Here is a 25,159-nt window from a genome sequence, read left to right as displayed (position 1 = left end):
TCTTCCGTAAAACATTAACCATGGTAAGAACAATCAAACTCATACTCTATTTCTTTGCCTACCAGCTGGCATTCTCAAGTGTATTCCTGATAGGATACATGATCTGCCACCACACGCTGGAAATGCCCACATACGATTCACCGGGATTCCTGAACGTATCACTCATAGCCCAGGTACTTTCCACGCTGGCCGTAGGCATCCACCTGGCATGGGGCGGATACATACCGCTCAACCGGAAGACCCTCTCCCCCGTTTCGGCCGGAACAGTCATAACCTGCCTATTCCTGATAGCGGGAATGGGGCTCTGGACCAACTATTTCAATGAAGCGCTGGACCTGCCGGACACCATGGAGGAACTTTTTACACGGATGATGTATAACCCCTTCGGGGTCATAGCGGTAACCATTATGGCCCCTATCGTGGAAGAGATGCTTTTCCGCGGTGCCATAGAGGGGCATCTGCTGCGCAAATGGAAGAATCCCGCATGGGCCGTCATCGCATCGTCGCTGATTTTCGGACTGGTCCATTACAATCCGGCACAGGTTCCGTTCGCCTTCGTCCTGGGACTGGCTTTGGGCTGGGTGTATTACCGTACCGGAAGCCTGCTGCCGGGAATGATCATGCATTTCGTGAACAACACCTCTTCGGTTATCCTGTTCCACCTGGCGGACGACAAGAACGCTACCCTGAACGACATGCTCGGTCCCGTCGGCGCAGCCTGTTACGCCGGAGCGGGAATCATGGTAACGGTAGTCTGTATATGGCTCATCAGCAGGAAACTGGTTCCGCAGCCCGCCGTATGGAAAAAGAAAGAAGAAATACCCAATTTATAAACAAAAACAAAACACAATGAAAAATCTGAGAAACATGCTGGCAGCCGGTCTTTTCATGGCCGGAACTTGCTTTACCGCCGGCGCACAGACACAGATTCCGCTGGAAAACTTTTTCAAGAACCCGGAAAAGGTAAACTATCAGGTATCGCCCGACGGAACCTACTTCTCATTCATGGCTCCCTACGAGAACCGCCTGAACCTTTTTGTACAGAAAATCGGATCGGACACCACCATCCGCATCACGTCTGAAACGGAACGTGACATCGCCGCAAGCATGTGGGCCGGCAACAACCGCATCCTTTTCGTCAAGGATACGGGAGGCGACGAGAATTTCCAGCTCTATGGCGTAAACATCGACGGCTCCGACCTGAAATCGTACACCAATTTTCCGAACGTCAGAACCCAGATCATCGACCCGCTGGAAAAGATCGATTCACTGGTTATCATCGGCATGAACAAGCGTAACCCTCAGGTATTCGACCCGTACCGCCTGAACCTGAATACAGGAGAACTGACTCTGCTGGCCGAGAACCCGGGCAACATACAGGGATGGATGACCGACCACGACGGAAAGCTGCGTGTAGCCAGCGCCATAGTAGACGGTGTCAACACCCAGATACTGTACCGTGAAACGGAAGACCAGCCGTTCCAACCGGTATTGACCACCAACTTCAAGGAAACCGCCAGCTTCGCCGTCTTTACGCCCGACAACAAGATGGTCTACGCACTGACCAACATCGGACGCGACAAGACCGCACTGGTCCTGATGGATCCGAAAACCTGCGAAGAGAAGGAGGTTCTGTACATGAACGACAAGTACGACATCTCGGGCCTCAGCTACTCCGAAAAGAAGAACCGGCTGACAGTAGTAGCCTGTGAAGGACACAAGGACATGATCCGCCACTATTTCGACAAGGAAGAAGAAGAGATACGTAAGAAACTGGAAGCCCAGCTCCCAGGTTATAACATCGGTACCACCAGCCAGAGCAAGGACGAGAATATCCGCCTGATCTATGCCGGCAACGACCGCACATACGGAACCTACTACCTTTATAACGTAAAGGAAAACAAGCTTACCAAGGTGGCCGACATAGCGCCATGGATCAAAGAAGAGGATATGTGTGCCATGAACCCGATTACCTATACCAGCCGCGACGGACTGACCATAGAAGGTTACCTGACTCTGCCGAAAGGCTATACCATGGAAAATGCAAAGAACCTGCCGGTTGTGGTCAATCCGCATGGAGGACCGTGGGCACGCGACTCCTGGGGATACAATCCGGAAGTACAGTTCCTTGCCAGCCGTGGCTATGCCGTACTGCAGATGAACTTCCGCGCCTCAACCGGATACGGACGCAAGTTTACCGAACTGGGCTACAAACAATGGGGACAGACCATGCAGAATGACATTACCGACGGAGTGGAATGGCTGATCAAGGAAGGCATAGCCGACCCGAAGCGGGTGGCCATCTACGGAGCAAGCTACGGAGGTTACGCTACTCTGGCAGGAGTGACCTTTACTCCCGACCTGTATGCCTGCGCCATCGATTACGTAGGAGTGTCCAACCTGTTCACGTTCATGAATACGATTCCTCCCTACTGGAAACCGTTGCTCGACATGATGCACGAAATGGTAGGCGACCCCGAAACCGACAAGGAAATGATGGAAAAATACTCGCCTGTATTCCATGTAGACCAGATCAAGGCTCCGCTGTTCATCGCCCAGGGTGCAAATGACCCGCGCGTCAACAAAGCCGAATCCGACCAGATGGTAGAAGCCTTGAAGAAACGGGGTGTGGAAGTGGAATACATGGTGAAGGAAAATGAAGGACACGGATTCCATAATGAAGAGAACAAGTTCGACTTCTACCGTGCCATGGAGAAGTTCCTTGACAAGCATCTGAAATAAACACTTCAGACTTACAGACACCTGCCGATTATAGACATCCGGAAGACATACTGGAATATCGCGCAGGAAAGGAAGAAGGATGTTGAAATTTTACGCCGGGGTGGAAAATGACAGCCACCCCGGATATTTTGCCTACGACATGACAGATAATCCACAAAATGTCAGTATCTTTGCCCGCGAATTACATAATGAGATATTTGACATAAATTTTAATGAAAACATTTGAAGAACTCGGCGTTTCCCCGGAAATACGCAAGGCAATTGAAGAGATGGGCTATGAGAGCCCGATGCCTGTACAGGAAGAAGTGATACCCTATCTGCTGGGAAACGGCAATGACGTAGTGGCTCTGGCACAAACCGGAACCGGAAAAACAGCCGCATTTGGTCTGCCGCTGATACAGAAAATCGATGTAAAGCACTGCACCCCGCAGGCTTTGATACTTTGTCCTACACGTGAACTCTGCCTGCAGATTGCAGGTGACCTGACTGATTACTCCAAGTATATAACCGACCTGAAAATATTGCCCGTATATGGCGGATCGTCTATCGAAAGCCAGATACGCAGCCTGAAAAAAGGCGTACACATCATCGTGGCTACGCCGGGACGTCTTATTGACCTGATAGAACGTAAGGTAGCCCGGCTCGAGACTATCCGTGACGTCGTCATGGACGAAGCCGACGAAATGCTGAACATGGGATTCACCGACAGCATCAACGCCATTCTGGAAAAGGTTCCGGAAGACCGCAACACCCTGATGTTCTCGGCCACCATGAGCCCGGAAATTTCACGCATCGCCAAGACGTACCTGCACGATGCGAAGGAAATCACCATCGGTACCAAGAACGAAGGAAGCAAGAACGTAAACCACATAGCCTACATCGTACATGCCAAAGACAAATACCTGGCACTGAAACGGGTGGTCGACTTCTATCCGCAGATTTACGGAATCATATTCTGCCGCACCCGGAAAGAGACACAGGAAATAGCCGACAAACTGATCCAGGACGGCTATAACGCCGACTCCTTGCATGGAGAGCTGAGCCAGGCACAACGCGACCTGGTGATGCAGAAATTCCGCCAGCGCCACCTGCAGCTGCTGGTTGCAACCGACGTGGCTGCCCGCGGCCTTGACGTAAACGACCTGACACACGTCATCAACTACGGTCTGCCGGATGATACCGAAAGCTATACGCACCGCAGCGGACGTACCGGACGCGCAGGGAAAACCGGTATCTCCATCGCCATTATGAACCTGCGTGAGAAAAGCAAGATGCGTGAAATAGAACGCATCATCAAGAAGAAGTTCACGATAGGTACCCTGCCTACCGGACAGGAAATCTGCGAACAGCAGCTCATCAAGGTAATAGACGACATAGAAAAGGTCAAGGTAGACGAAGAGGAGATCGAAAACTTCCTGCCGAACGTATACCGGAAACTGGAATGGCTGAGCAAGGAAGACCTGATCAAGCGGGTGGTATCCATGGAGTTCAACCGCTTCCTCGACTATTACAAGAACGCTCCTGAAATAGAACAGCCGAAAGCCGGCGACAAAAAGGCTGAAGCAAAAGAAAGAGAGGAAAAGAACCACGGGACCGACCGTGAGAAGACTTCCAGAAAAGCGGAAAAGGGTTATACCCGCCTCTTCCTGAACCTGGGCAAGACCGACGGTTTCTTCGCCAACCAGATCATCGAACTGATCAACCGGAACCTCAAGAAGGAACGCATCCAGATAGGCCGTATCGACCTGATGCAGAACTTCTCCTTCTTTGAAATCATCGAGTCACAGGCGCCGGCTGTCATCAAGGCGCTGAACAAGGTGGTCCTGAGCAACGGACGCAAGGTGATTGTGGAGGTTGCCGGCGAAAATACAGGCAAGAGCGACAAAAGCGGCAGGAAACGCAGCCGTAAAGAAGAACATTCCGAAAAGGGACGCTCCGGAAAAGCGAAGGAGGCACCGGCAAAGAATGAAAAGAAAAACAAGCTGAGCCGTGAAGAACGGGGATATACAGCTCCCCGAGGTCCCAAAAAGAAAGACGACTGGAAACAGTTCTTCCAGAATAACGACCGTCCGTTCCGTGGAGAAGAACCCGATTTTTCGGAAGAAGGATGGGCCAAACGCAGCAAGAAATAAAACCGGAAACGGCCGGACTGCCGTTTCGGGACACATAAACAACAAAGCGTAATGAAAGCCGGAAAGCATTCATTACGCTTTGTCATTTTTGAGCGATTTATCTAAAGGGAAACTCAATGTTTGATAATCAGCTGTATGTTCCCGGCACCTGTCCTTGCCTTCATCCAGTCCAGCATCTTGGCCTTCTCGGCAGCGGTCGGTTCATGGACAACCCCGATAATGGCGTATGCCATGGTATCGACTTCGGCACTGTCTATGCTGAGCTGCAAGGTCTTCGAAATGGAAATGGTCTTCACATTCGGGAAAAGTACCTGCATCTCTTTTCCTACCGTCTTGTTTACCAGATCGGAACCGGAGAACTGGGCCAGCTCGGCCTTCAGCGAATCGATCTGTTCCGACTGTGAAGTCAGTTTCTGCTGGCTGTTCTTGTAGAAATCCTCCATTACCAGGCTCTTGATGTTTCCTATATCCATCGTTTCATTACTGCCTCCCTGATAGACAACCAGTTTCGTATCAGCTAGCTTGTATTCGGGAAGTTTGGCCTGTGCAGACAGAATTTCATTCTGCGAGACTTCCTTGCCGATAAGCACCACATTGATCTCCTTGTTCTTATAAGAAATGGTACGGTTCAATATCTGCGAATCGGGGAACTGCAGCTCATGGCTGATAAAGTTGTTGGCCGATGTCTGGTAGAACGTTTCCCGCACAATGCCGTATGTCAGGTAGACGGCCGGACACATGGTGACTATCGTAATCCAGATAATGTAACGCTTCACGATACGCTCACGGTCCTTGTCGACAAACTCCTTCCGCTTGAAATGCATGAAACGCACCCCGACAAAAGTAGCCAGACTGATAAATACGGAATTGATGAAATACAGGTAGAATGCGCCGAGGAAATAAAGCAGGTTACCCGTAGCCAGTCCGAAACCCGCTGTACAGAGAGGCGGCATCAGGGCGGTAGCGATAGCCACACCCGGAATTACGTTCCCCTTCTCCTTCGTGGCCAGCGCCACGATACCGGCAAGACCGCCGAACAGGGCGATGAGCACATCATAGATGGTAGGTGAAGTACGTGCCAGCAGCTCCGACTGAGCCTCATCAAGCGGTGTACAGAGGAAATACAGCGTAGCCGTAGTGACACTGAACAAGGTTGCCACCAGATAACTCTTCAAGGAGCGCTTCATCAGCTCGAAGTCATTGCGCCCTACAGCCAGACCGATACCCATGATAGGCCCCATCAACGGCGAAATCAGCATGGCACCGATAATCACGGCCGTTGAATTCACGTTCAGACCCAGCGAAGCGATGAAAGTGGCGAAAATCAGGACCCACAGATTCGTTCCCTTGAACTCCACACCGTTACGGATCGAATCGACCGTAACCTCTTCGTCTTCCTTGCTGCGTTTCAGATCCAGATATTCGTCAAAGAACTGTCGGATCAGGTATTTGCGGCTGTTGTGCTTGTCTGACTCCATATTCCAGATAGTTTTAAGTTATACTTCGATAAGCTATTTCCTTACAAAACGGTTGATAACCGGAATGCTCTTTAAAGGTAAATCTTTTTTTACGATATATGCAACAAACAGCAGAAGTAAAATTGTACGGAAGGCCAGACGCAGCCAGAAGTTGGCTATCACCACTTCTTCACCCACTACATAAAGCACGGCCGCCAGGACCAGATAAACCGCCATCTGCTTCAACGGATAGCTTACCGGATATTTCTTCTGCCCGATAAGATAAGAGAGCAGGGTAATCACACCATATCCGGCTACAGACGCCCATGCGGAAGCCACGTAACCGTAGGTAGGGACCAGCCAGATATTCAGCACCAGAATCACGGCACACCCGATTATGGAGAAATAAGCGCCCCACTGCGTCTCGTCGGTCAGCTTGTACCAGAAAGAAAGGTTGAAATACAGTCCCTTGAAAATTTCGGCCACCATCACGATAGCCACCACGCTCAGCCCCTCCCAATAGTCGCGCGCCACCATATAGCGGAGAATATCCATGTAGAACATCACGGCCAGAAACGCCAGCAGTGAGAAGATGAAGAAATACTTCATGGCCGCCCCATACATCTTCCGGTTGTCGCCTTCCTTGTTCTTACCGAACACAAAAGGCTCGTAGGCATACCGGAAAGCCTGCGTGAACATCGCCATGATCAGGGCCACCTTGCTTGTAGCACTGTAAATGCCCAGCTGCACCAGCCCCTCCTGACGGTCATCGAACAGGAACGGATAAATCATCTTGTCGACGGTCTGGTTCAGGATACCCACCAGTCCGAATATCAGGATCGGGAAAGAATAGCTTATCATACGCTTCATCAGCGGCTTGTCGAGTCTGTATGAGAACCCTCTCAGCTCCGGAATGAAGAAGAACATCTGCACGGCCGACATGATCAGGTTCGATACGAATATATAGCCCACCAGATAATCCGGGTTATAGAACCAGTCGACCGACGACGGCGCCACCTTGTACAACCACGGACAAAGCAGCAGAAAGAACAGGTTCAGGCAGATGTTACCGATGATATTGAAAAGCTTGATAGCCGCGAACTTCACGGGACGCTTCTTATAACGCAAATAGGCAAAGGGGATGCACTGGAACGAATCGAGCGCCACCACCACGACCATCATCGCCACATAATCGGTATGGTCGGGGTATTCCAGCAAGGACGATATCGGATGCAGGAATACCATACAGAGAACGATGAATATCAGCGAAAGTCCGCCCACGAATATAAGAGAATTGGCATATACCTTGTCCGGATTCTCATCCTGTTTGTTGGCAAAACGGAAGAAACCCGTTTCCATGCCGAAAGTCAACAGCACCAGAATCAGTGCCGTATAGGCATATACATTCGATACCACGCCATAACCGCCCGAAGCGGCCGGGATGACCGCCGTATAGAGAGGCACCAGCAAATAATTCAGAAAACGTCCTACGATACTGCTCAATCCATATATAGCCGTATCTTTTGCCAGAGATTTCAGTCCTGCCATTTCTTTCCTATAATTTAATCTTCATCGAACAAAGTCTTCATTTCCTTGAACCGGCTCTTGCCAAGATGCCTGTAGGCCAGGTCGGTCACCTCACGTCCACGCGGAGTACGCTTTATGAACCCTTCCTTGATGAGGAACGGCTCATACACCTCTTCCAGCGTGCCCGGGTCTTCACCCAAAGCGGTAGCGATGGTGGTCAGTCCCACCGGTCCGCCCTTGAACTTGTCTATGATGGTACAAAGAATCTTGTTATCTATCTCATCCAGGCCATAACGGTCGATATTCAGCGCTTCGAGCGCATAGCGGGCTATCTCTACATCGATCTTCCCCGAGCCCTTGACCTGTGCGAAATCGCGTACCCGCCGCAGCAACGCATTGGCAATACGGGGAGTACCCCGGCTACGGGAAGCGATCTCACCCGCCGCATCCCAGTCGCATGGCACATTCAGGATACCGGCCGAGCGCATGATGATACGTGCCAGCACCGAGTCGTCATAATACTCCAGGTGCAGGTTGATACCGAAACGGGCACGCAACGGAGCCGTCAGAAGTCCGCTACGGGTTGTAGCTCCCACCAGCGTGAACGGATTCAGGTCGAGCTGTATGCTCCTTGCCGACGGACCCTTGTCGATCATAATATCGATACGGTAGTCTTCCATCGCCGAATAGAGGTATTCCTCCACCACCGGACTGAGCCGGTGTATTTCGTCAATGAAAAGCACATCGTTCGGCTCCAGGCTGGTAAGTACCCCGGCCAGGTCACCCGGCTTGTCGAGCACCGGTCCCGAAGTTACCTTGAACCCCACCCCCAGCTCATTGGCAATGATGTTGCTCAGCGTGGTCTTTCCCAGTCCGGGAGGGCCGTGCAGCAACACATGGTCGAGTGCTTCCGCACGCAGCTTGGCCGCCTTGACAAAGATGCGCAGATTGTCTACCACCTTATCCTGTCCGCTGAAATCCTCGAACTGCAACGGACGGAGGGCATTTTCAAAGTCCCGCTCCTTGCCTGTCGGCCTATAATCACGTATATCGAATTGTTCTTCCATAAATCTCCATTAACATGCAACGGCTCACCGATTGCGAAAGCAAAAGTACAAAAGATTCACCGAAAAATACTATATTTGTCTAAACTATAACTAACTTACGTCATTATGGACACATATTCTACCACACGAGTCGTATTCTTCTCGCCTACCCATACATCGGCCCGGATAGCCCGCGCCGTAGCGGAAGGAATCGGAATGGGCCGCCGCATAGAAACCGACCTTACACTCGACCTTTCAGATACCCCTATCCCCGTCAAGAACGAGCTCACCGTCATTGCAGCCCCTGTATACGGAGGCCGGGTAGCTCCGGTAGCCCTGCAGCGCATCAGGCGCCTCCAGGCAGAAAACTCGCCGGCTATCCTGATAACCGTATACGGCAACCGCGACTACGAAGATGCACTGCTGGAACTCCGGGATACAGCCGCCGGCCTCGGCTTCACACCCTTGTCGGCCGGAGCCTTTATCGGAGAACACAGCTACAGTTCGGCCCGCTATCCCGTTGCAGCCGGACGTCCCGATGCGGCCGACCTGCAAAAAGCCGTGACATTCGGCAAGGAAAGCCTGGAGAAGCTCAGACAGGCAGAAAGTACACCATCCATCCTGGCGGAATCCTTTTTCATAAAAGGCCATTCACCCTATAAAGTGGTCCAGGCAGGAAAACCGTCATGCCCCGTATGCAACGAACATTGTTTCGTATGCGGAGAATGTATCGACGTGTGTCCTACCCGTGCCATCAGCGTCAGTGCCGACGGAAGCCGTATCGAAACCGACATCAACCGCTGCATCAGGTGCTGTGCCTGCGTAAAGGTATGCCCCAACCAGGCCCGGATCTACGACAACCCGTTTGCCGCCATCCTGCACGAGAAGTGCAGCACACGCCGTGAACCCGAACTGTTCCTGTAAACCACGTTATACCGACAGGACATCATAAACAGATTCCAATTTACATCTACAAGACAGAAACATGCAGAACAAGGAAAAAAGAGTACTGGTAGGAATGAGCGGCGGCATAGACAGCTCGGCCGTGTGCATCATGCTCCAGGAACAAGGATATGAAGTAGTGGGTGTCACCATGCGCACATGGGACGTCCCCTCACATTTCAGCCGCCCCGGCCAGGAACTTCCCGACGAAATCCTCGAAGCCCGGGAACTGGCGGAACGTCTGGGAATCGAACACCACATAGCCGATGTGCGCGAAGAGTTCCGGAAGGTCATCGTACAGTACTTCATCGACGAATACCTCAACGGGCGCACCCCCAACCCCTGCGTCATGTGCAACCCCCTCTTCAAGGAACGCATCCTGTGCGAATGGGCCGACCGTACCGGTTGCGCCCGGGTAGCTACCGGCCATTATTGCCGGCTGGAAGACCGAAACGGCCACCGATACATCGTGGCCGGTGAGGACATGACCAAGGACCAGTCTTATTTTCTATGGAAACTCCCGCAGGAAATCCTCCGCCGCATGATTTTCCCGTTGGGTGGGATGACCAAGGCCAGCGTACGCGAATACCTTGCCCGGAAAGGCTTTGAAGCCAAGGCCCGGGGCGGGGAAAGCATGGAAATCTGTTTCATCGAAAAAGATTACCGCACCTTCCTGAAGGAACACTGTCCCGACATCGACACCCGCATCGGTGAAGGCTGGTTCGTTGACAGCAAAGGACTGAAAATAGGACGGCACAAAGGATTCCCCTACTATACCATCGGGCAGCGCAAGGGACTCGAAATCGCAGTGGGACATCCCCTCTATGTCCTGAAAATCAATCCGGCCAAAAACACCGTAATGCTGGGAGAAGCCGGTCAGCTCAACACCAGATACATGCTGGTAGAAGATATCAATACCCCCAACCTGGAAGAACTTCTCGCCTGCCCCCGCCTTTCCGTACGCATCCGCTACCGCAGCAAACCGCTTCCCTGTGAAGCCATCCGCCTGGAAGACGGCAGAATACTGGTCAGGTTTGCCGAAGAAGCCACAGCCATCGCCCCCGGACAGTCGGCCGTATTCTATGACGGGAACCTGCTTCTGGGAGGAGGTTTCATAGCTTCCCAGCAAGGCATAAAGAAAACAGCCGCCGAAAATGAAGAAAAATTCCAGTCATACCTGTCCGACAAACGTGATTGATTCCCCTTAAATTAAGAATTAATAAGCATTTGTTTTATAAATTTGTTAAACAAAGTATAGGATACAACAAAAAAATATGTATCTTTATCAAACTAAACGCAGATATATGTTGTTATTAAGACCAGAAACACAAAAATGAAAAGCTTATGAGACTGAAAAGAAACCTCATGGCAGTTGTGCTTGGACTGAGCACAGTTGCCGCATTTGCCCAGACGGGTAATGAGACTCGCCAGATTAAAGAAGAAGGCAAGACAGTATTTAATCCGCATTGGTTCATGCAAGTTCAGGCCGGTGCCGGATACACTCTAGGGGAAGCAGACTTCGGTGATCTGATTTCACCGGCAGCCGCTATCAACTTCGGATACCAGTTCACTCCGATATGGGGATTACGTGCCGGACTGAGCGGATGGCAAGCCAAAGGAGGTTGGGTAAACCCGCAGACCACTTACAAGTACAACTATCTGCAAGGTAATGTAGACGTAACCTTAGATCTTGGCAACCTGTTCTGCAAATACAATCCGAAACGTGTACTTAATCCATACCTGTTCGTCGGTGTCGGCCTTAACGGCGCCTTCAACAATGACGATGCCGTAGCTTTGGCTGCAAAGGGATATGAAATGGCTTATCTGTGGGACAAGAACAAGATCAGCCCGGTAGGCCGTGCCGGCCTGGGTGTAGGTATCCGCCTGGCCGAAAAGGTATTCTTCAATATCGAGGCCAACGCCAACGTAATGAGCGACAAGTTCAACTCCAAGAAAGCCGGCAACCCCGACTGGCAGTTCAACCTGTTGGGAGGCTTCACTTTCAAGTTCGGCAAACCGTCCAAGACTACCGAACCGGTTTACTATGAACCGACTCCGGCTCCTGCACCTGTAGTGGAAGAAAAGAAGGAAGCACCGGCTCCTGCACCGGCACCTGTAGAAGAAGTAAAGGCTCAGGAAATCCAGAACATCTTCTTCACCATCAATTCCGCCAAGATACGTGACACCGAGACTTCCAAGATCGATGCACTGGTATCTTACCTGAAGGAACACGAAAACGCCAAGATTTCCTTGTGCGGATACGCCGACAAGCAGACGGGTACAGCTGCCATCAACGAACGCATTTCAAAACAGCGTGCCAATGCAGTGGCAGACGCACTGAAAGCGAAAGGTATTGCAGCCGACCGCATCACGGTAGACTACAAGGGTGATACAGCACAGCCATTCAGCACAATGGAAGAAAACCGTGTGACAATCTGTATTGCTGAATGATAGAGCACATAAGAACGGACAATTTACACATTCCACCTTTTAACCGGTAGGATAAACTATTTATTTACTGTATTCTGTGAAAAAAACACCTCTAGAGGTTGTTTCTCACAGAATACAGTTTTTTTATGCACTAAAATAAACGGCCATGGGAATTACACTATCCAAAAAGACACTCTCCAAAGGCCGGATCTCACTTTACCTGGACTGCAGCATCGACGGAAAGCGTCGGAAAGAATATCTGGGCATCATTCTGGAAGTCCCCACCAGCAAAGAGATCCGGAAAGCCAACCGTGAAAAAATACAACTGGCACAACTGATACGTTCCCGAAAGGAAATGGAATACCTCCAGTCCCGCTTCCTCATCCAACACGCTCCCTCTACCTCTACAAAACAACCGGAAACAGCAACAGAGCAGACGGGAGATTTCTTCACCTTTGCAACCAACTACCTGGAAGAATATAAAGGTAAAGACTACCGTGTAGTACGGGGCATGCTGAGCCACCTGAAGGAGTACCACAAGCCCCCCTTACCCATTTCCGGCATTACACACCAGTTCTGCTACAACTTCCTGCGCGACCTCCAGGGCAAACTTACCGGCAATACCCCCATCAACTACTTCAAGAAATTCAAACTATGCCTCAACCTCTGCGTGGAAGAAGGGCTGCTTCAGGAAAATCCGAGCGACCACATCCGTATGTCGCAATACTATGACGTGACCAAGGAAATCCTCTCTACCGAAGAGATGAACCGGCTTGTGCTCACCGACTGCCGCCACAAGGAAGTGAAACGGGCCTTCCTGTTCGCCTGCCAGAGCGGGCTGCGCTGGTGCGACATCTGCGAACTCACCTTCCGCAGCATAGACTTCCCCCAACGCAGACTCACCCTCATCCAAAAGAAAGTGGCGGGCCATTCACGGCAGGCAGTACTCCACCTCAACCTCAACAACAATGCCATACGCCTGCTGGAGGAAGAAACCATCGGGACCCCCGACAAGAAAGTGTTCTCCCTACCCTCACATTCCTACGCCCTCCGCATCCTCAACGAATGGACCCGGTCGGCCGGTATCCGGAAACACATCTCTTTCCATTGCGCCCGTCATACCTTCATCACCCAGATCATGGCAAGCGGCGCCAGCATCAAGACGGCGGCATCACTGGCAGGACATTCCAGCACACGGCATACCGAAAAATACATACACATCATCGATACACAGAAACAACAGGCCGTAGACAGCCTACCGCCCCTGCCACTCTAGACCAAGGCATAACGCCCCAGCACAAATTTTCTACAAGCTATTGCCATAAATCAATCTTTTTCTTTACATTTGTGGCAATAATAAATAATAAACAATAACCTTAGATACAAAAATTTATGGCAGAAATTAAAGTTACGCTAAGACGTATAGAAGAAGAGACATTCGGGAAAAACGATGAAATACTGAACGATGCATCCATCGCAGTGGCTCCGCAATTCGGTTTCGAACTGATGTCCGACATCAAGAAAGACCTGCTGACCATTGCCGCCCAGATTGTCTATATCACAACCGACAAGAAAGTGGCAGCCGGACTGCGTTTCCGCTACACCGTAGAGATAAACAGCCTGAAGAATCTGGAACACATCAGCAACCCGGAAAAAGGTACGCACGATTATAAATTCCCCGACGGCCTGATTGAAATGATGCTGACCGACGTTTATGCAACCGGACGTGTACTGATGGCCCAAAGACTGAAAGGAACCCGCCTGGAACACGAGCTGTTACCTTTCGGCGGTGCCAGCAATCTGATCAGACAGATGAAGAAATAAATTTTAAATAATAAAAAGAGAAGATACGCCAATGTATGACATGTCTTCTCTTTTTATTAGGGATATTCAGTAAATAGAATAAAATTAGCCAACTAATTCATACACAAAGTGTTGCGAATTAATTGGCTTTTTTGTATCTTTAGGTATTCCCCCGAAAATAAGGTTTGACGGCTAAAACGGGGGAAATCCTCCAACAAAGATATGGCTAAGATACAAAATATTTCGGATATTCACCCCACTTTGGGTTTTACAGAATTTGATATTCTGGAAAAATATCGCAAGAGTTTTAATGAGAGTGAACTGGGCAGGCTTCATTCGGCACTGTCCAAAATTTTGTGTAAATAGAAACAAGATTCAGTTTATAAGTTCATTCTTATATCTGGATTTTTGTCAATGAAAAGCAAAACCTTTTTCTTATATCAAGTTAAATAAAAATCTATACCACTAGAGAAATTGTTACATTATAACAACAGCAAAGGCTGCACCGTTAATACAGTACAGCCTTTGCTTTATATATATTTTTAGCTATATCCTAAAAATCATTCACCAACAGTCACACGTACAGGAATTTCTGCAACTTTCTTGTAACCCCAAGCATCTGTCAATGTTACTTTAAGCTTAGCATCCGTTGTTTCAGCCAAATTCATTGGTCTTACTACTAAGTAACCATTCTTTGCAGGATCCTTTTCTGGATCATCTCCAGCAGGCTGATAAGGTTGAGCACTATTTTCAGATGTAAACACATTTTCATCCAGAGATTTAAATTCAACCTTCTGAATCTCCTTACGAGCATAATCTACTTGGCCCTCAGTATCAGCTTCCTTATCCGGGAAAATACTATAAAGTATATTATTGTATGTATAACCTGCAATATCACTACTGTTAACTTCATGTCCGTTTGTATCAGTAGCAGGTATTATTACAACCTGATCTGTTGCTACAATCTTACCTTCATACAATGGAGACATTACTTTAATCTTGAATGTATAGTCAACATCATTAGCTGTACCATAATCCCAAACACCGGCAAATTTAGCTGATACATTAACAATCAGTTCTTGCTTGTAACCTTTATGCAACCCTGTTGAACTATCGACATCAGGAGTATTAGAAGTAGCCCCTGTACCGCCCTTCTTGGTTAAAGTAATCACAGCCTTTTTATCGTCTCCATCTGTAATTGTAGCTAAGTCAGCAGAAGTCAAGTTATCAACAATCTTTGTTTCATTATCCATTGTGAACGTGAACGTAGTCGCCTTCATATTGACACCGAAGTTATTGAATGCACTGGCAAACTTATAAGAAGCATCCTTTGAGCTGTTAGCCTCAGCTTCAGCATCCATATAGGCATTTGCAATACCATTTATAAATACACCAGCTTGTTCTACAAACAACTTATCAATTGTCGGAATAGACAATGTAAATGGAATTTCAGTTGTGCTCAATACACTATTAATACCTGTTGCATCTGGTGCTTTACCAACAAATGTAATGACAACCTTATATTTGTGGTTCAGTGATAACGCATTGGCTAAAGTTGTATTATTCTTAAAGCCTAATCTTATAGATGTCGTTGCTTTAATATCTTCAGCACTACCCAATTCTTTTAAAGTTTCACCTTCCACAACTTTAGCTCTATATGCATTGACCAAAGTATTATTGTCCTTATCAGCAAATACGACACTCATACCACCTGGAAGACCAATGATTGGGTCTCCTGCCTTATCTTTAGCCACTTTACCAGTTTCTACATCATATAGCTGAAATGTACATGCTTGAACTTTGGTATTCCATAAAGCTAAGTTCTCAGCAGAGAAACTATTCAACATATCAGACATCTTAACTGTGAATGCATTTTTCGTTGCAAATTCATCGTCTTCAGGATTAGAACTAAAATCAACAAGAGTCCAAGCTGTTTCAGCGTAAGTATATGCACTAGAAATAACTTCAGACAATGAGAAAGTAGCGATAGTTGAATTATAGTTACCTTCTTTGTCTACAGACTGGATAGTGATATGAATTTCAGGCTTACTTACATCATCAGGAGTCTTTGTATATCTGAATTGATATACGCCATCTTCATTCTTGATTTCAATCCCATACAATGTTGTTTCATCCTGATTTGCAGACAAATACAAGTCATAGATTGTAGCCATATCTGCGGCTACAGTATACCATTGTCCCATTTCCAATCTTTCATTATCAGGAGCTGTAACAGTATTTGTTGTAGATTCTAAATCAAGTGACTCTGCATTTACATTATTCCCAGAAGCATCTTCTACGTTAAAATCATACTCAATTTCAGTCGTTGCTTTTTCACAAAGAACATTATATTCAGACAATACGTTACCAGCTTTTACAGCATAACGTTTTTGGCTTCCGTTTTTTGCAAAATTAGTATAGAAAGCATTAGCAGCTGTCGCGTTACCAAAAATCATGTCTTTTACGGCTAATTTATACAAGCCATTCTCATTAGCAGCTCTAGCAGTCAAAAGATCTGTATAATCAGCCGCAACTAAATCCAATCCAGCAGAAGCTTTCTTCGAATCCACTAAACCAAATTTAATATCTTTACCATCTACATTAGTTGGATTCAGCTGTACTAAAAGCGCTTCATCTTGAGCAACAATTACCTGGCCGTCAGCAGGAAGTTCTTTTCCCGGCCATTTTTCATCTCCTGTATATTCGAATTCAGCAAATTGAATCAATCCAACTTTTTGATATTGTAATGCAGAACCAGTGGGAGTCTGAGTCTCATCGTTAATATTCTCAGAATCAACTAAGATAATATCAACCAAGGAGCTGGTTGCACTTGGCAATTTAACAGTCTGAGGTTCTTTACCATTTTCATAAATTGTGAAAGTATAACCATCAGCTTCACTGCCAGATACTGTAACACCAGAAACAGGAATATTAGTTGATTTATATGTACCGTCTTCCTGCAGAACAGACCACATATTATTTTCAATAATAATCTGATCCTTAGATTCTTCCCCTGTTGAAGTTGCTACTTTAATTTCGGTAGGTTCTCCATCAATACATAATACACCGTCCTCATTTACAGTAACTACACTACCTACCTTATCTTCCAAAGTGATAGTTTGGGTTCCGGCGTTTTTAAAAGTGATAACAAGGCCATCTGCAGATTTTTCTACATTGGTTACATAATCACCATTTTCTACCAGACTTTTTAATTCTTCAATGCCTTGAGCATTTGCAGTAATCTGTGCCTGCAGATTGTTGATGTCATCATCGTAATCCTTACAAGAAGTAAAAGTTCCTGCCGAAGCGAACAAGAGTGCTCCGAACAGAAGTGCACTTAAATACTTTTTTCTCATAATAATAAAAATTTTAATTTATAAATTAAAAAACTCAAATTATTCTAACTCAAGCTATTTTACTTTACAATTTTGTCCCGGCCCGGAGGCCATGGACGGAATACGGTAAGCGGGGGACGGATAAGGGACGGACTTTCATCCGGAAACGCGATTTTCAGGCTTCTCACCGCCGCTACAGGCCGTTCTGGACGGCCTTGCAGCAAGTTCTGTAGACGCGGCGTTAATAAAAAAGATAATTAGTCAGAAACAAATTTTAAAGTTGAATGAAGGGGACAAAAGAGGGGCGGAATACAATTGATTCCTCCGTTGGTTATCGGTTGTTTTTAAAAGGTGGAACTCAGGCTTACAATTAAAAGTCTTGTTTTTATTCAAAAATATTGTTCTATTGAATAAAATCCGCCTTTTTTATTCAATAGAATTGCCAAAGTGAACAAAAATAGCTATTTTCGCTTGAAAGAGAATTAGAAGAGCCCCAATGTTTCATCTTACAGAATCATTACCTCACATGAAGAATATCCTACTCAGCCAACGTAAAGAACGTGACCGATTGTTGTCGCAGTCCTATCTTCCACGTCATTCCGTTTATGACTTCAATATGCTGTTGGCAAGCAAACAGATTAAGCTGATAACCGGTCCCCGTCGGTGTGGAAAATCGACTCAAGCTCTGTTAATGCTGCAGAACGAGAATTTTGCTTACTTGAATTTTGATGATAACGAACTGCTCTCCCATTGGGATGAAAATCTTGTGATGGCTATGCTGGACGATGTCTATCCGAGATATAAATATCTGCTGCTGGATGAAGTACAGAACATCGACGGTTGGGACCTTTTTGTATCGAAGCTTTATCGAAACGGAGTAAATCTGGTAGTGACAGGGAGTAACGCCAGGCTGTTGAGCAGTGAAATGGCTACTGCCTTGACCGGCCGTTACCTGCAGATTGAAATGCTTCCGTTCGGGTTGGCAGAATATTTCGAATGGAAACATACTGCTATGGATGCGGATAATGCAGAGGTACGGGTATTGCTGGATGACTATCTGCGTAACGGAGGTTATCCGGAAACGCTGGAATTGCGTAGTCTGACTGGTAATTATCTATCCACCCTGTTCGATTCTATTGTACTGAAAGATGTGGCCAAGCGTCACAAGGTGCGTAACATTACCGACCTGAACAACCTCTCCGAATATCTTATCTCTAACTTCTGTAACCCGTTAAGTTTTAACGATGTGGCTAATGATCTCGGTCTTTCCAGTGTGGCTACTACCAAGAAATATATGGATTACTTGAGTGAGCCATACCTGTTCTTTTACCTGCCGCGCTTCAACAACAAGTTGAAACTGATGAAGAAGGCTCCGCAAAAGATTTATGTAGTTGACAACGGATTTGTTACTGCCAAAGCCTTCAGCCTGAGTGAGAATTTGGGACGCCTATTGGAAAACCAAGTGTTTGTAGAACTTTTAAGGCGGGGATATGACACGCAGACTTCCTTGTTCTATTATCGTTCCCGTAACGACAGGGAAGTAGACTTTGTTACCCGGAAAGGTTCCCAAATAGAGGCTCTCATTCAGGTCTGCTACGATATGACCGCCCTCCGTACAGAAAAACGTGAAGTAGACAGTCTGATAGAATGTGCCGGAGAATTGAAATGCGATAATCTGATTATTGTTACGGGAAAAGAGAATCGAGTTATAGAAAAGGACGGATATCGGATCAAGGTACTACCGATTATCAAGTTTTAACAGCGATAAGAAAGTAACGGTTTTTTTTGAGAGTGTCTTATTTTGTACAACCGAAAAATCGGCTTTTCAATATTTATAAAGACCTTCTGTCCTGTCTTATTCCCAAGCTGAAAATAGTCCTTCAGGTCATTGCCCGAGAGAATGAAGTAAGAGGAATTGCCCCTTCCGCTTTCATGAAAAAGTACAGCCTTCCTTCGGTAGCTCCGTGCAGGCTGCTCTCAAGCCTTTGATAAAAAGTAATCTGGTTACACAAGAGGAGGATGTATATCGGGTATATAATTATTTCTTTGCGGAATGGCTGAGGAATAAAAAAAGAGCGGCTCAGTTGAACCGCTCTTTTTAAGTCTTTATTCAAAATTGCTTATTTAGCCATTTTGATAGTCAAAGGAATTTCTACTTCTTTTTCGTAACCCCAAACATCCGTTACTTTAACCTTAATATAAGTTTCAGTATCGTTTGAAATTTCTTTAGTAGAGATTTCCACAGTACCCGGAACTACACTCTTGCTTGTTGCATCCCAAGTTGCTGCTGATGGTGTCGGATTTACAACTGTAAATACCTTTTCATCACCTGACGTTACTTCAACACTCTTGATTGCTGCATAATCGAAGATATTCGCAGTATGAGTAGCATCCACATCTATAACTTTATTATCACTTAAGACTTTGCTTAGATACAAGCTATAACGTTGCTTGTTATAGTTCTGTGCAATGATATCTGCCATGCTTAATTTAGCACCTGCAGTAGCTTCAACTTCCAATGTAGTTTCAGCAGCAATAGAACCTTCATATACTGGGCTCAGAACTACCATCTTGAATGATTGAGCCTTCAAGGCATCTTCAGAGTATGTATAAGCGTCCAGATATGTAGCATTTACGTTAACTGTAAATTCCTTACCATATTGCTTACTTGCTACACCAGCCGTAGTAGTATATGATACTACTTTTCCATCTTTATCAACAGTCACAAATTCGGCATTGTCAACTTTATTGTCTGCCAATGAGAATGTGATATCCATCTTATCCGCAGCTTTTATTGAGCCTAATGTCTTGAATCCATCTTCAATTGTGTATGACAATATCTGGCTAACTGGTTTCGTAGCAAAAGTCAAGTTATCAACCTGTGAAATACCTCTTAATGTATTGTCACTCCAGAATGACGGATGTTTAACCATGTAGTCACTCAATGCCGGCAATGTCGGAGTATAAGTCAATTTAACAGTATTCAAAACCCCGATTTCCCCATTTGTATTTTTGTTCTGGAAGTTGATTGTCAATGAATATTCCTTGCCAACAGATAACAATGCTTTATTCTTATCCTGTGTAGATTTATACTTAGCATATACACGCATACTTACAGCTTTGTAATAATCCTTAGCATTTTCTATAACATTGCCCTTAGCATCAAGCATCTGGATTGTATAATAATTCTCAGGAGCTGCTGTTTCTGCAGTAGCTTTAGTTCCATTGATGGCAACCTCAGTAATATTAAATTCAGCATTAGCTCCGAGAGTTTCAGAAGTCCATTTTTCTTTATCTGATGCACTCATATTATTGAACATCTCATCCAAGCTGACTTCAAACTTCATGAAGTTAGCCATTTCTGCTGTTCCGTCTGCTTTTGTTGATTGTTTGATAACCTGTTCACCAGCAGCCAATACAGCTTCACTAACAATCTTGCGAGAAGGCTTGATTACGATTTCAGAACGATAGATGGTTCCATCAATATGCAGCGCATATACATATAATGTAAATGTCGTGGTTGTAATCTGGTCAGCGAGTTTACCTACTGTAAATGTTCCGTTTTTCTTATCAATGCTGACATTGAATAAGTTTGCAACAGCTTGATCCTTAGCTTCTACATAGTAATCATAAACATATTCTGGATTAGGGCCGAATGTCAGTTTGTTAGGAGTGTTCACATCTACAGCATATACACCATCCTGTATTTCTTTACCACCCACTGTTTTTACTGATTGTTCGCGAACCGTCACTGGAGTTGCTGTAATATTGAATTGTCCGTATGTAGAGCGTGCTCCTGATTCTTCAACTAAAGAATACAAGGCATCTTTATTAAATAAATCCGAGTATTCTTGAGTACTTTTATAAGTATCTGTAGTTATATCCATTGGGATATATGAAATACCGCTGGCAGCTCTTGTAAGGGTTCCAGTAAAGGCTTCAGAAGTCTTTAATGCAATAGGAAGTTTGTTGCCTTTAGAATCCTGCAATGTAAAATTCATGCCACTCAAATCCAAATCAGCAGGTGCTACACGAGCGACCAATTTTGTATTTGTAGGTGCCAAGGTTGTTAAAACTTGTCCTTTTGTTACATCTTTTTGAGCTGACCATGTCGTTTCCTTGCCATCATATGTTATAGCTTTGACATAAGCATATTTAACATTCAAGTCTGTATTTTGAACTTTATATTTTTCTGGATCTGGATTACCATCCACATTTGCGGATAAATCTTCAGAGGCATCTTCTGCTGTAGCCCATCCCATTAATTCCAGATCCTGCATTACAGAAGCTGCACTCGGAATTACTACTTGCTGAGAGTTTCCTTGAGCGTCAACAATGGTCAAGGTCCATTGTTTAGTTTCAGTATTCTGTACAGCAGTTACACCTGATACAGGAATATTAGTTGATTTGTAGGTCCCGTCGTCCTGCAGCAACTGCCAGCATCCGTCTTCACCTACTTTAATACAATTCTGCTGTTCTTTTTCTTCATTTTTTGTGGCAAACCATCCTGTAGGTTCACCATTCTTGATCAGTTCACCGGTTTCAGCGTTGATAGACAAAACATCTCCTACCTGTTCCTCATCAAGTGTGATAACCTGATCACCACTTTTGCTGAAAGTGAACACCAGATTTCCATCTGCATTTTTAGCGACTTTAGTTACATAATCGCCATTATTTACAAGTTCCTGCAATGCCTTAATAGCATCAGCATTTGCAGTAATCTGGTTCTGCAGATTGTTGATGTCATCATCGTAATCCTTACAAGAAGTAAAAGTTCCTGCTGAAGCGAACAAGAGTGCTCCGAACAGAAGTGCACTTAAATACTTTTTTCTCATAATAATAAAAATTTTAATTTATAAATTAAAAAACTCAAATTATTCTAACTCAAGCTGTTTTACTTATATCAGGAACCGGTTCTGGAGAGTCTTGTACGGCTTTCACCGGGGGACGGATAAGGGACGGATTCAGACTACGGCAGCCTTTAAAACAAATATGCGCTGCCGTTCCAGGCGGACTGCAGCGCTGTCTCATAAGTTGGCGTAACCGCGGCGGCTATTTAAAATATTTTATTATTATGCTGATAATATGGAGATTACGAAGTATTGGCACAAGGTTAAGGGACAATGGCGGGACTATTTTTTTTGTTGGATCGGGTTATGATAAAGTAATGTGAATCCGGATTATTCCTTTTAAGGTATCATTTGTCGTTTATATTTTTCATTGTTATATGCTTATTTTTGTATAGAAATATCAATTCCCATTGTTAATATTAATACATAAAATTAAGGATCAATAACGATAATGTTGGCTGAATAAATCCTTGTAGATAATTGACAGATATATCAAATAAATTTATTGAAGTTATAGGTAAAGACGGTACAGACTCTATTTGACTATCCGTACTAGGATAATAATTATAATATTCCACAGGGATTTTCCAAGATTCTTTCCAGTGGATATTTTAGTTATAACAAATATATATGACTGACTTCTTTGTTATTATATAATACGCTGTCTGGGAAACGTTGGATAGTTTGTCTCGTCTGTTAAAGTCTATAATGACATGGTTATCAGAACAGTCCATCTTCCTGATGGCAGAACATACCAGAATAGCAGGCTTCATGATCAGTCATCCTTTCAAGTTTTTCTACTATGCTTTTATAGATCCCTGTATTATTTTCCCGACGTGCCTCCAAGAGTTTTCTTATATCCTCCAGAATCCTGAATGTTTCATATTTCTCCTGCCTTTCCTTCAACAGGGCCTTTCTGTTCAGTCCATAGTATTCAATGGAAGTCTCACCTTTGGGTGTCAGCCCGACAGCAATTTCCCGACGAAAAATGATGTGTATGTCAGGATTATCCATATAGGGATTAATTAGTAACGGATTTTCGTGCGATAAGGTTCTGGTATGTCGGTCTGCCCGTTGGGAATCATCCTCCAGAGGAAAATAGTTCTTCTTGTAATGTTGGTTACATACGGAGCATGCTGCCAGCAGATTGTTCCAGTCGTATGCCAGCCAATAATATCCCGGCCGATGAATAGCTCCTCCCTTTCCTTGTTGTGAATAAGTCTTGGGACGAAAATGTTCTATTTGGGTAGCAGAAGAGACCTCGAGCAAGCTTTCACAATAGGCACATTTGCCATATTGGTCTTTTTTTAAGGCAGTACGGACATCCTCTGCACCATAAAGCCCGGCCTTGAAATCTCCGTGGTTAATGATTATTCCGGATTCGGCCAATCTATCCAGTCTTTCCAGCTCTGTCACTACCTGCTCACTAGTTAACGTTGCAGGGATATTTTCATCTTTTTCCAGTCTAATCATGATGTTTTTCCAATAGTTTGGCAGCCTCCAGTATCAATTGTCTTGCTTCTATTTCTTCCGTACTTTCTCCGAAAGCCAGTCCGGACAACTTGTCTTCCAGTTCCTTCAGCTCTTGTTTGTCTGCTTCAGATAATTCCGTTTTTTTCAACAGTTCAAACCGTCTGCCAATTGCTTCATCCCATTTAGGAGAGCGGTCGGTAGGGAGATTAAACAGTTCACTCATCAATACCTGCCCCACATCGTAAGTACTGTAAATGCTGGCATCCGTTTCTTCCAGATATCCCTTATCATTAAACACAAAAATTTGGGCGATATCCGCCGCTCCCATTGCTATCAGTGGGCTATGCGTGGTGGTAATGAAATGAATGTTCGGGAAGGTATTCGACAAGTCCTTCAGGAAACGGCGCTGCCAGGACGGATGCAGATGCAGGTCGGCTTCGTCTATCAGGACAATACCCTCACCAGACAACGGATCAGGCAAATGCGGGTTGGCTTCGGCCAGTCTGGAAGCGATATCCGCTACCAAAGCCACTATGATACGGTAGCCGTCACTCATCTGTTCGATACGGACGGTACGGGAATGTTCTCCCATCTGTTCATCCATAACGAAACGCATGGGCGACAACAGAATCCTCGGATTCTTGTATCGGTTGTGCAACATACTATGAAGGGCATTACGGACTGCCTTCAGTGTAGGCGACTGGTAACCATAGTTTTTCTTTTCCACCTTTTCCCGCCGTTCCATGTCTTCCTGATAGTCAAACCACTGGAAAAAGCGTTTGAAGTCTGTGTCTGCTTCTGTAGCATTGATATAGCTGTCCCAGCGCTCAAATACCTTCTGGAAATTTCTATTCCGTTGCGGAGCCTGAATTCGTCCCCGTTCCGTACTGTAATACACAAAAACCGGAAGCCGTACTTCTTTTGCATGTTGTATCTGTTCCAGTTGGGACAGAGCGTAGTCGCGCAGTTCCTTTTCTCCTACACTGCTGGTAGCTTTCACCAAGGCATCACGTCTGAGGAAGCGTTCCACTTCAATGTCTGTATCTTCGTTGAATGAGAAAGTTGTCTGGATACTTAAATAATCGGATACCTCATTATGCTCATCTATATGGATATCCCAAGGCGACGGATTACGTTTCTTGATATTAGGAAAAGCGGATGTAAATACGTTTGCACATAAGGCTATCGAGTCGAGTAGCGTTGTCTTACCTTTACCGTTCTCTCCCAATATAATGGTTACACGCTTGTCATCAAAAGACAGGTTCATGTCTTTTATCAGGCGTACGTTATGTAGCTGAACTTTGCGGACTTTCATCTTTACCCGATTTGTTAGATAATCTTTCCATTTGGCCTGTCTTCTGTTTGAAGAACAAGAGGATTCTAAGCAAAGATAGGAAATCTTTTCCGATTTGCAAGAATCAG

The 25,159-nt window shown here is 45.7% G+C and carries 15 protein-coding genes and 2 pseudogenes; 10 read left to right on the top strand and 7 right to left on the bottom strand.

Annotated features, from left to right (window positions below; all coding sequences use genetic code 11):
• The first annotated feature begins 20 nt into the window (after positions 1-20).
• The 3 genes from BQ7489_RS13680 (at position 21) to BQ7489_RS13670 (ending at position 4,874) form a co-directional block, all read left to right on the top strand.
• Positions 21-833 carry a CPBP family intramembrane glutamic endopeptidase gene (locus BQ7489_RS13680; RefSeq protein ID WP_072531486.1) on the top strand — a complete coding sequence of 271 codons (813 nt, stop codon included), beginning with the start codon at positions 21-23 and terminating at the stop codon, positions 831-833.
• A 16-nt stretch (positions 834-849) separates the two neighbouring features.
• On the top strand, positions 850-2,742 hold the full coding sequence (locus BQ7489_RS13675) for a S9 family peptidase (protein ID WP_072531484.1): 1,893 nt from the start codon (positions 850-852) through the stop codon (positions 2,740-2,742).
• A 212-nt stretch (positions 2,743-2,954) separates the two neighbouring features.
• Entirely contained in the window at positions 2,955-4,874 is a 1,920-nt protein-coding gene (locus BQ7489_RS13670) for a DEAD/DEAH box helicase (RefSeq protein ID WP_072531482.1), read from the top strand.
• 113 nt (positions 4,875-4,987) lie between these two features.
• Here the strand turns inward: BQ7489_RS13670 and BQ7489_RS13665 are convergent, their stop codons facing one another.
• The 3 genes from BQ7489_RS13665 to ruvB are packed head-to-tail and all read right to left on the bottom strand — an operon-like array spanning position 4,988 to position 8,925.
• Positions 4,988-6,352, bottom strand: coding sequence for a TIGR00341 family protein (locus tag BQ7489_RS13665; protein WP_072531479.1), 1,365 nt, complete (start codon positions 6,350-6,352; stop codon positions 4,988-4,990).
• A gap of 33 nt (positions 6,353-6,385) precedes the next feature.
• Positions 6,386-7,879 (bottom strand): lipopolysaccharide biosynthesis protein, encoded by a 1,494-nt coding sequence (locus BQ7489_RS13660; protein WP_072531477.1) that lies wholly within the window; start codon positions 7,877-7,879, stop codon positions 6,386-6,388.
• A 14-nt stretch (positions 7,880-7,893) separates the two neighbouring features.
• Positions 7,894-8,925, bottom strand: coding sequence for a Holliday junction branch migration DNA helicase RuvB (gene ruvB, locus BQ7489_RS13655; RefSeq protein WP_072531475.1), 1,032 nt, complete (start codon positions 8,923-8,925; stop codon positions 7,894-7,896).
• A 105-nt stretch (positions 8,926-9,030) separates the two neighbouring features.
• On the opposite strand from ruvB, the gene BQ7489_RS13650 reads away from it, so the two are divergent.
• The 6 genes and pseudogenes from BQ7489_RS13650 to BQ7489_RS17925 form a co-directional block, all read left to right on the top strand.
• Positions 9,031-9,828 carry a 4Fe-4S binding protein gene (locus BQ7489_RS13650; RefSeq protein ID WP_072531473.1) on the top strand — a complete coding sequence of 266 codons (798 nt, stop codon included), beginning with the start codon at positions 9,031-9,033 and terminating at the stop codon, positions 9,826-9,828.
• 58 nt (positions 9,829-9,886) lie between these two features.
• A pseudogene (gene mnmA / locus BQ7489_RS13645) lies at positions 9,887-11,044 on the top strand (tRNA 2-thiouridine(34) synthase MnmA); the annotation flags it as partial.
• A 146-nt stretch (positions 11,045-11,190) separates the two neighbouring features.
• On the top strand, positions 11,191-12,297 hold the full coding sequence (locus BQ7489_RS13640) for an OmpA family protein (RefSeq protein WP_072531469.1): 1,107 nt from the start codon (positions 11,191-11,193) through the stop codon (positions 12,295-12,297).
• Positions 12,298-12,442: 145 nt separating this feature from the next.
• A complete protein-coding gene (locus BQ7489_RS13635) occupies positions 12,443-13,552 on the top strand; it encodes a site-specific integrase (RefSeq protein ID WP_072531467.1) in 1,110 nt (369 codons plus the stop codon).
• Between the two features lie 116 nt (positions 13,553-13,668).
• Positions 13,669-14,100, top strand: a complete 432-nt coding sequence (locus tag BQ7489_RS13630) for a hypothetical protein (protein ID WP_072531465.1) — start codon at positions 13,669-13,671, stop codon at positions 14,098-14,100.
• A 111-nt stretch (positions 14,101-14,211) separates the two neighbouring features.
• Positions 14,212-14,418, top strand: a pseudogene (locus BQ7489_RS17925) (DDE transposase); the annotation flags it as partial.
• A gap of 221 nt (positions 14,419-14,639) precedes the next feature.
• On the opposite strand, the gene BQ7489_RS13625 reads toward BQ7489_RS17925, so the two are convergent.
• The gene (locus BQ7489_RS13625; protein ID WP_072531463.1) at positions 14,640-17,435 is read right to left on the bottom strand and encodes a PL29 family lyase N-terminal domain-containing protein; all 2,796 of its coding nucleotides are present in this window, start codon (positions 17,433-17,435) and stop codon (positions 14,640-14,642) included.
• A 505-nt stretch (positions 17,436-17,940) separates the two neighbouring features.
• On the opposite strand from BQ7489_RS13625, the gene BQ7489_RS13620 reads away from it, so the two are divergent.
• Complete coding sequence (locus BQ7489_RS13620; protein ID WP_072531461.1) at positions 17,941-19,173, top strand: ATP-binding protein; 1,233 nt, start codon at positions 17,941-17,943, stop codon at positions 19,171-19,173.
• 361 nt (positions 19,174-19,534) lie between these two features.
• Here BQ7489_RS13620 and BQ7489_RS13615 read toward each other — a convergent pair whose 3' ends face one another.
• The 3 genes from BQ7489_RS13615 to BQ7489_RS13605 form a co-directional block, all read right to left on the bottom strand.
• Positions 19,535-22,249 (bottom strand): hypothetical protein, encoded by a 2,715-nt coding sequence (locus BQ7489_RS13615; protein WP_113745266.1) that lies wholly within the window; start codon positions 22,247-22,249, stop codon positions 19,535-19,537.
• Positions 22,250-22,984: 735 nt separating this feature from the next.
• Positions 22,985-23,737: an HNH endonuclease family protein gene (locus tag BQ7489_RS13610; RefSeq protein WP_072531449.1), complete on the bottom strand. Its 753-nt coding sequence runs from the start codon at positions 23,735-23,737 to the stop codon at positions 22,985-22,987.
• Positions 23,730-25,052, bottom strand: coding sequence for an AAA family ATPase (locus tag BQ7489_RS13605; RefSeq protein ID WP_072531446.1), 1,323 nt, complete (start codon positions 25,050-25,052; stop codon positions 23,730-23,732). The genes BQ7489_RS13610 and BQ7489_RS13605 overlap by 8 nt, the downstream gene beginning before the upstream one ends.
• Positions 25,053-25,159 lie beyond the last annotated feature (107 nt).

The organism is Bacteroides ilei, assembly GCF_900128495.1.
GTDB classification, from domain to species: Bacteria; Bacteroidota; Bacteroidia; order Bacteroidales; family Bacteroidaceae; genus Phocaeicola; species Phocaeicola ilei.
The sequence above is the reverse complement of the archived record's forward strand: the minus strand, read 5'-3'. Positions and strand labels throughout refer to the sequence as shown.

Excerpts from the sequence above, each read along its gene's own strand:
- BQ7489_RS13680 (WP_072531486.1), top strand. The coding sequence starts at position 21 with ATGGTAAGAACAATCAAACTCATACTCTATTTCTTTGCCTACCAGCTG.
- BQ7489_RS13675 (WP_072531484.1), top strand. The coding sequence starts at position 850 with ATGAAAAATCTGAGAAACATGCTGGCAGCCGGTCTTTTCATGGCCGGA.
- BQ7489_RS13670 (WP_072531482.1), top strand. The coding sequence starts at position 2,955 with ATGAAAACATTTGAAGAACTCGGCGTTTCCCCGGAAATACGCAAGGCA.
- BQ7489_RS13665 (WP_072531479.1), bottom strand. The coding sequence starts at position 6,352 with ATGGAGTCAGACAAGCACAACAGCCGCAAATACCTGATCCGACAGTTC.
- BQ7489_RS13660 (WP_072531477.1), bottom strand. The coding sequence starts at position 7,879 with ATGGCAGGACTGAAATCTCTGGCAAAAGATACGGCTATATATGGATTG.
- ruvB (WP_072531475.1), bottom strand. The coding sequence starts at position 8,925 with ATGGAAGAACAATTCGATATACGTGATTATAGGCCGACAGGCAAGGAG.
- BQ7489_RS13650 (WP_072531473.1), top strand. The coding sequence starts at position 9,031 with ATGGACACATATTCTACCACACGAGTCGTATTCTTCTCGCCTACCCAT.
- BQ7489_RS13640 (WP_072531469.1), top strand. The coding sequence starts at position 11,191 with ATGAGACTGAAAAGAAACCTCATGGCAGTTGTGCTTGGACTGAGCACA.
- BQ7489_RS13635 (WP_072531467.1), top strand. The coding sequence starts at position 12,443 with ATGGGAATTACACTATCCAAAAAGACACTCTCCAAAGGCCGGATCTCA.
- BQ7489_RS13630 (WP_072531465.1), top strand. The coding sequence starts at position 13,669 with ATGGCAGAAATTAAAGTTACGCTAAGACGTATAGAAGAAGAGACATTC.
- BQ7489_RS13625 (WP_072531463.1), bottom strand. The coding sequence starts at position 17,435 with ATGAGAAAAAAGTATTTAAGTGCACTTCTGTTCGGAGCACTCTTGTTC.
- BQ7489_RS13620 (WP_072531461.1), top strand. The coding sequence starts at position 17,941 with ATGAAGAATATCCTACTCAGCCAACGTAAAGAACGTGACCGATTGTTG.
- BQ7489_RS13615 (WP_113745266.1), bottom strand. The coding sequence starts at position 22,249 with ATGAGAAAAAAGTATTTAAGTGCACTTCTGTTCGGAGCACTCTTGTTC.
- BQ7489_RS13610 (WP_072531449.1), bottom strand. The coding sequence starts at position 23,737 with ATGATTAGACTGGAAAAAGATGAAAATATCCCTGCAACGTTAACTAGT.
- BQ7489_RS13605 (WP_072531446.1), bottom strand. The coding sequence starts at position 25,052 with ATGAAAGTCCGCAAAGTTCAGCTACATAACGTACGCCTGATAAAAGAC.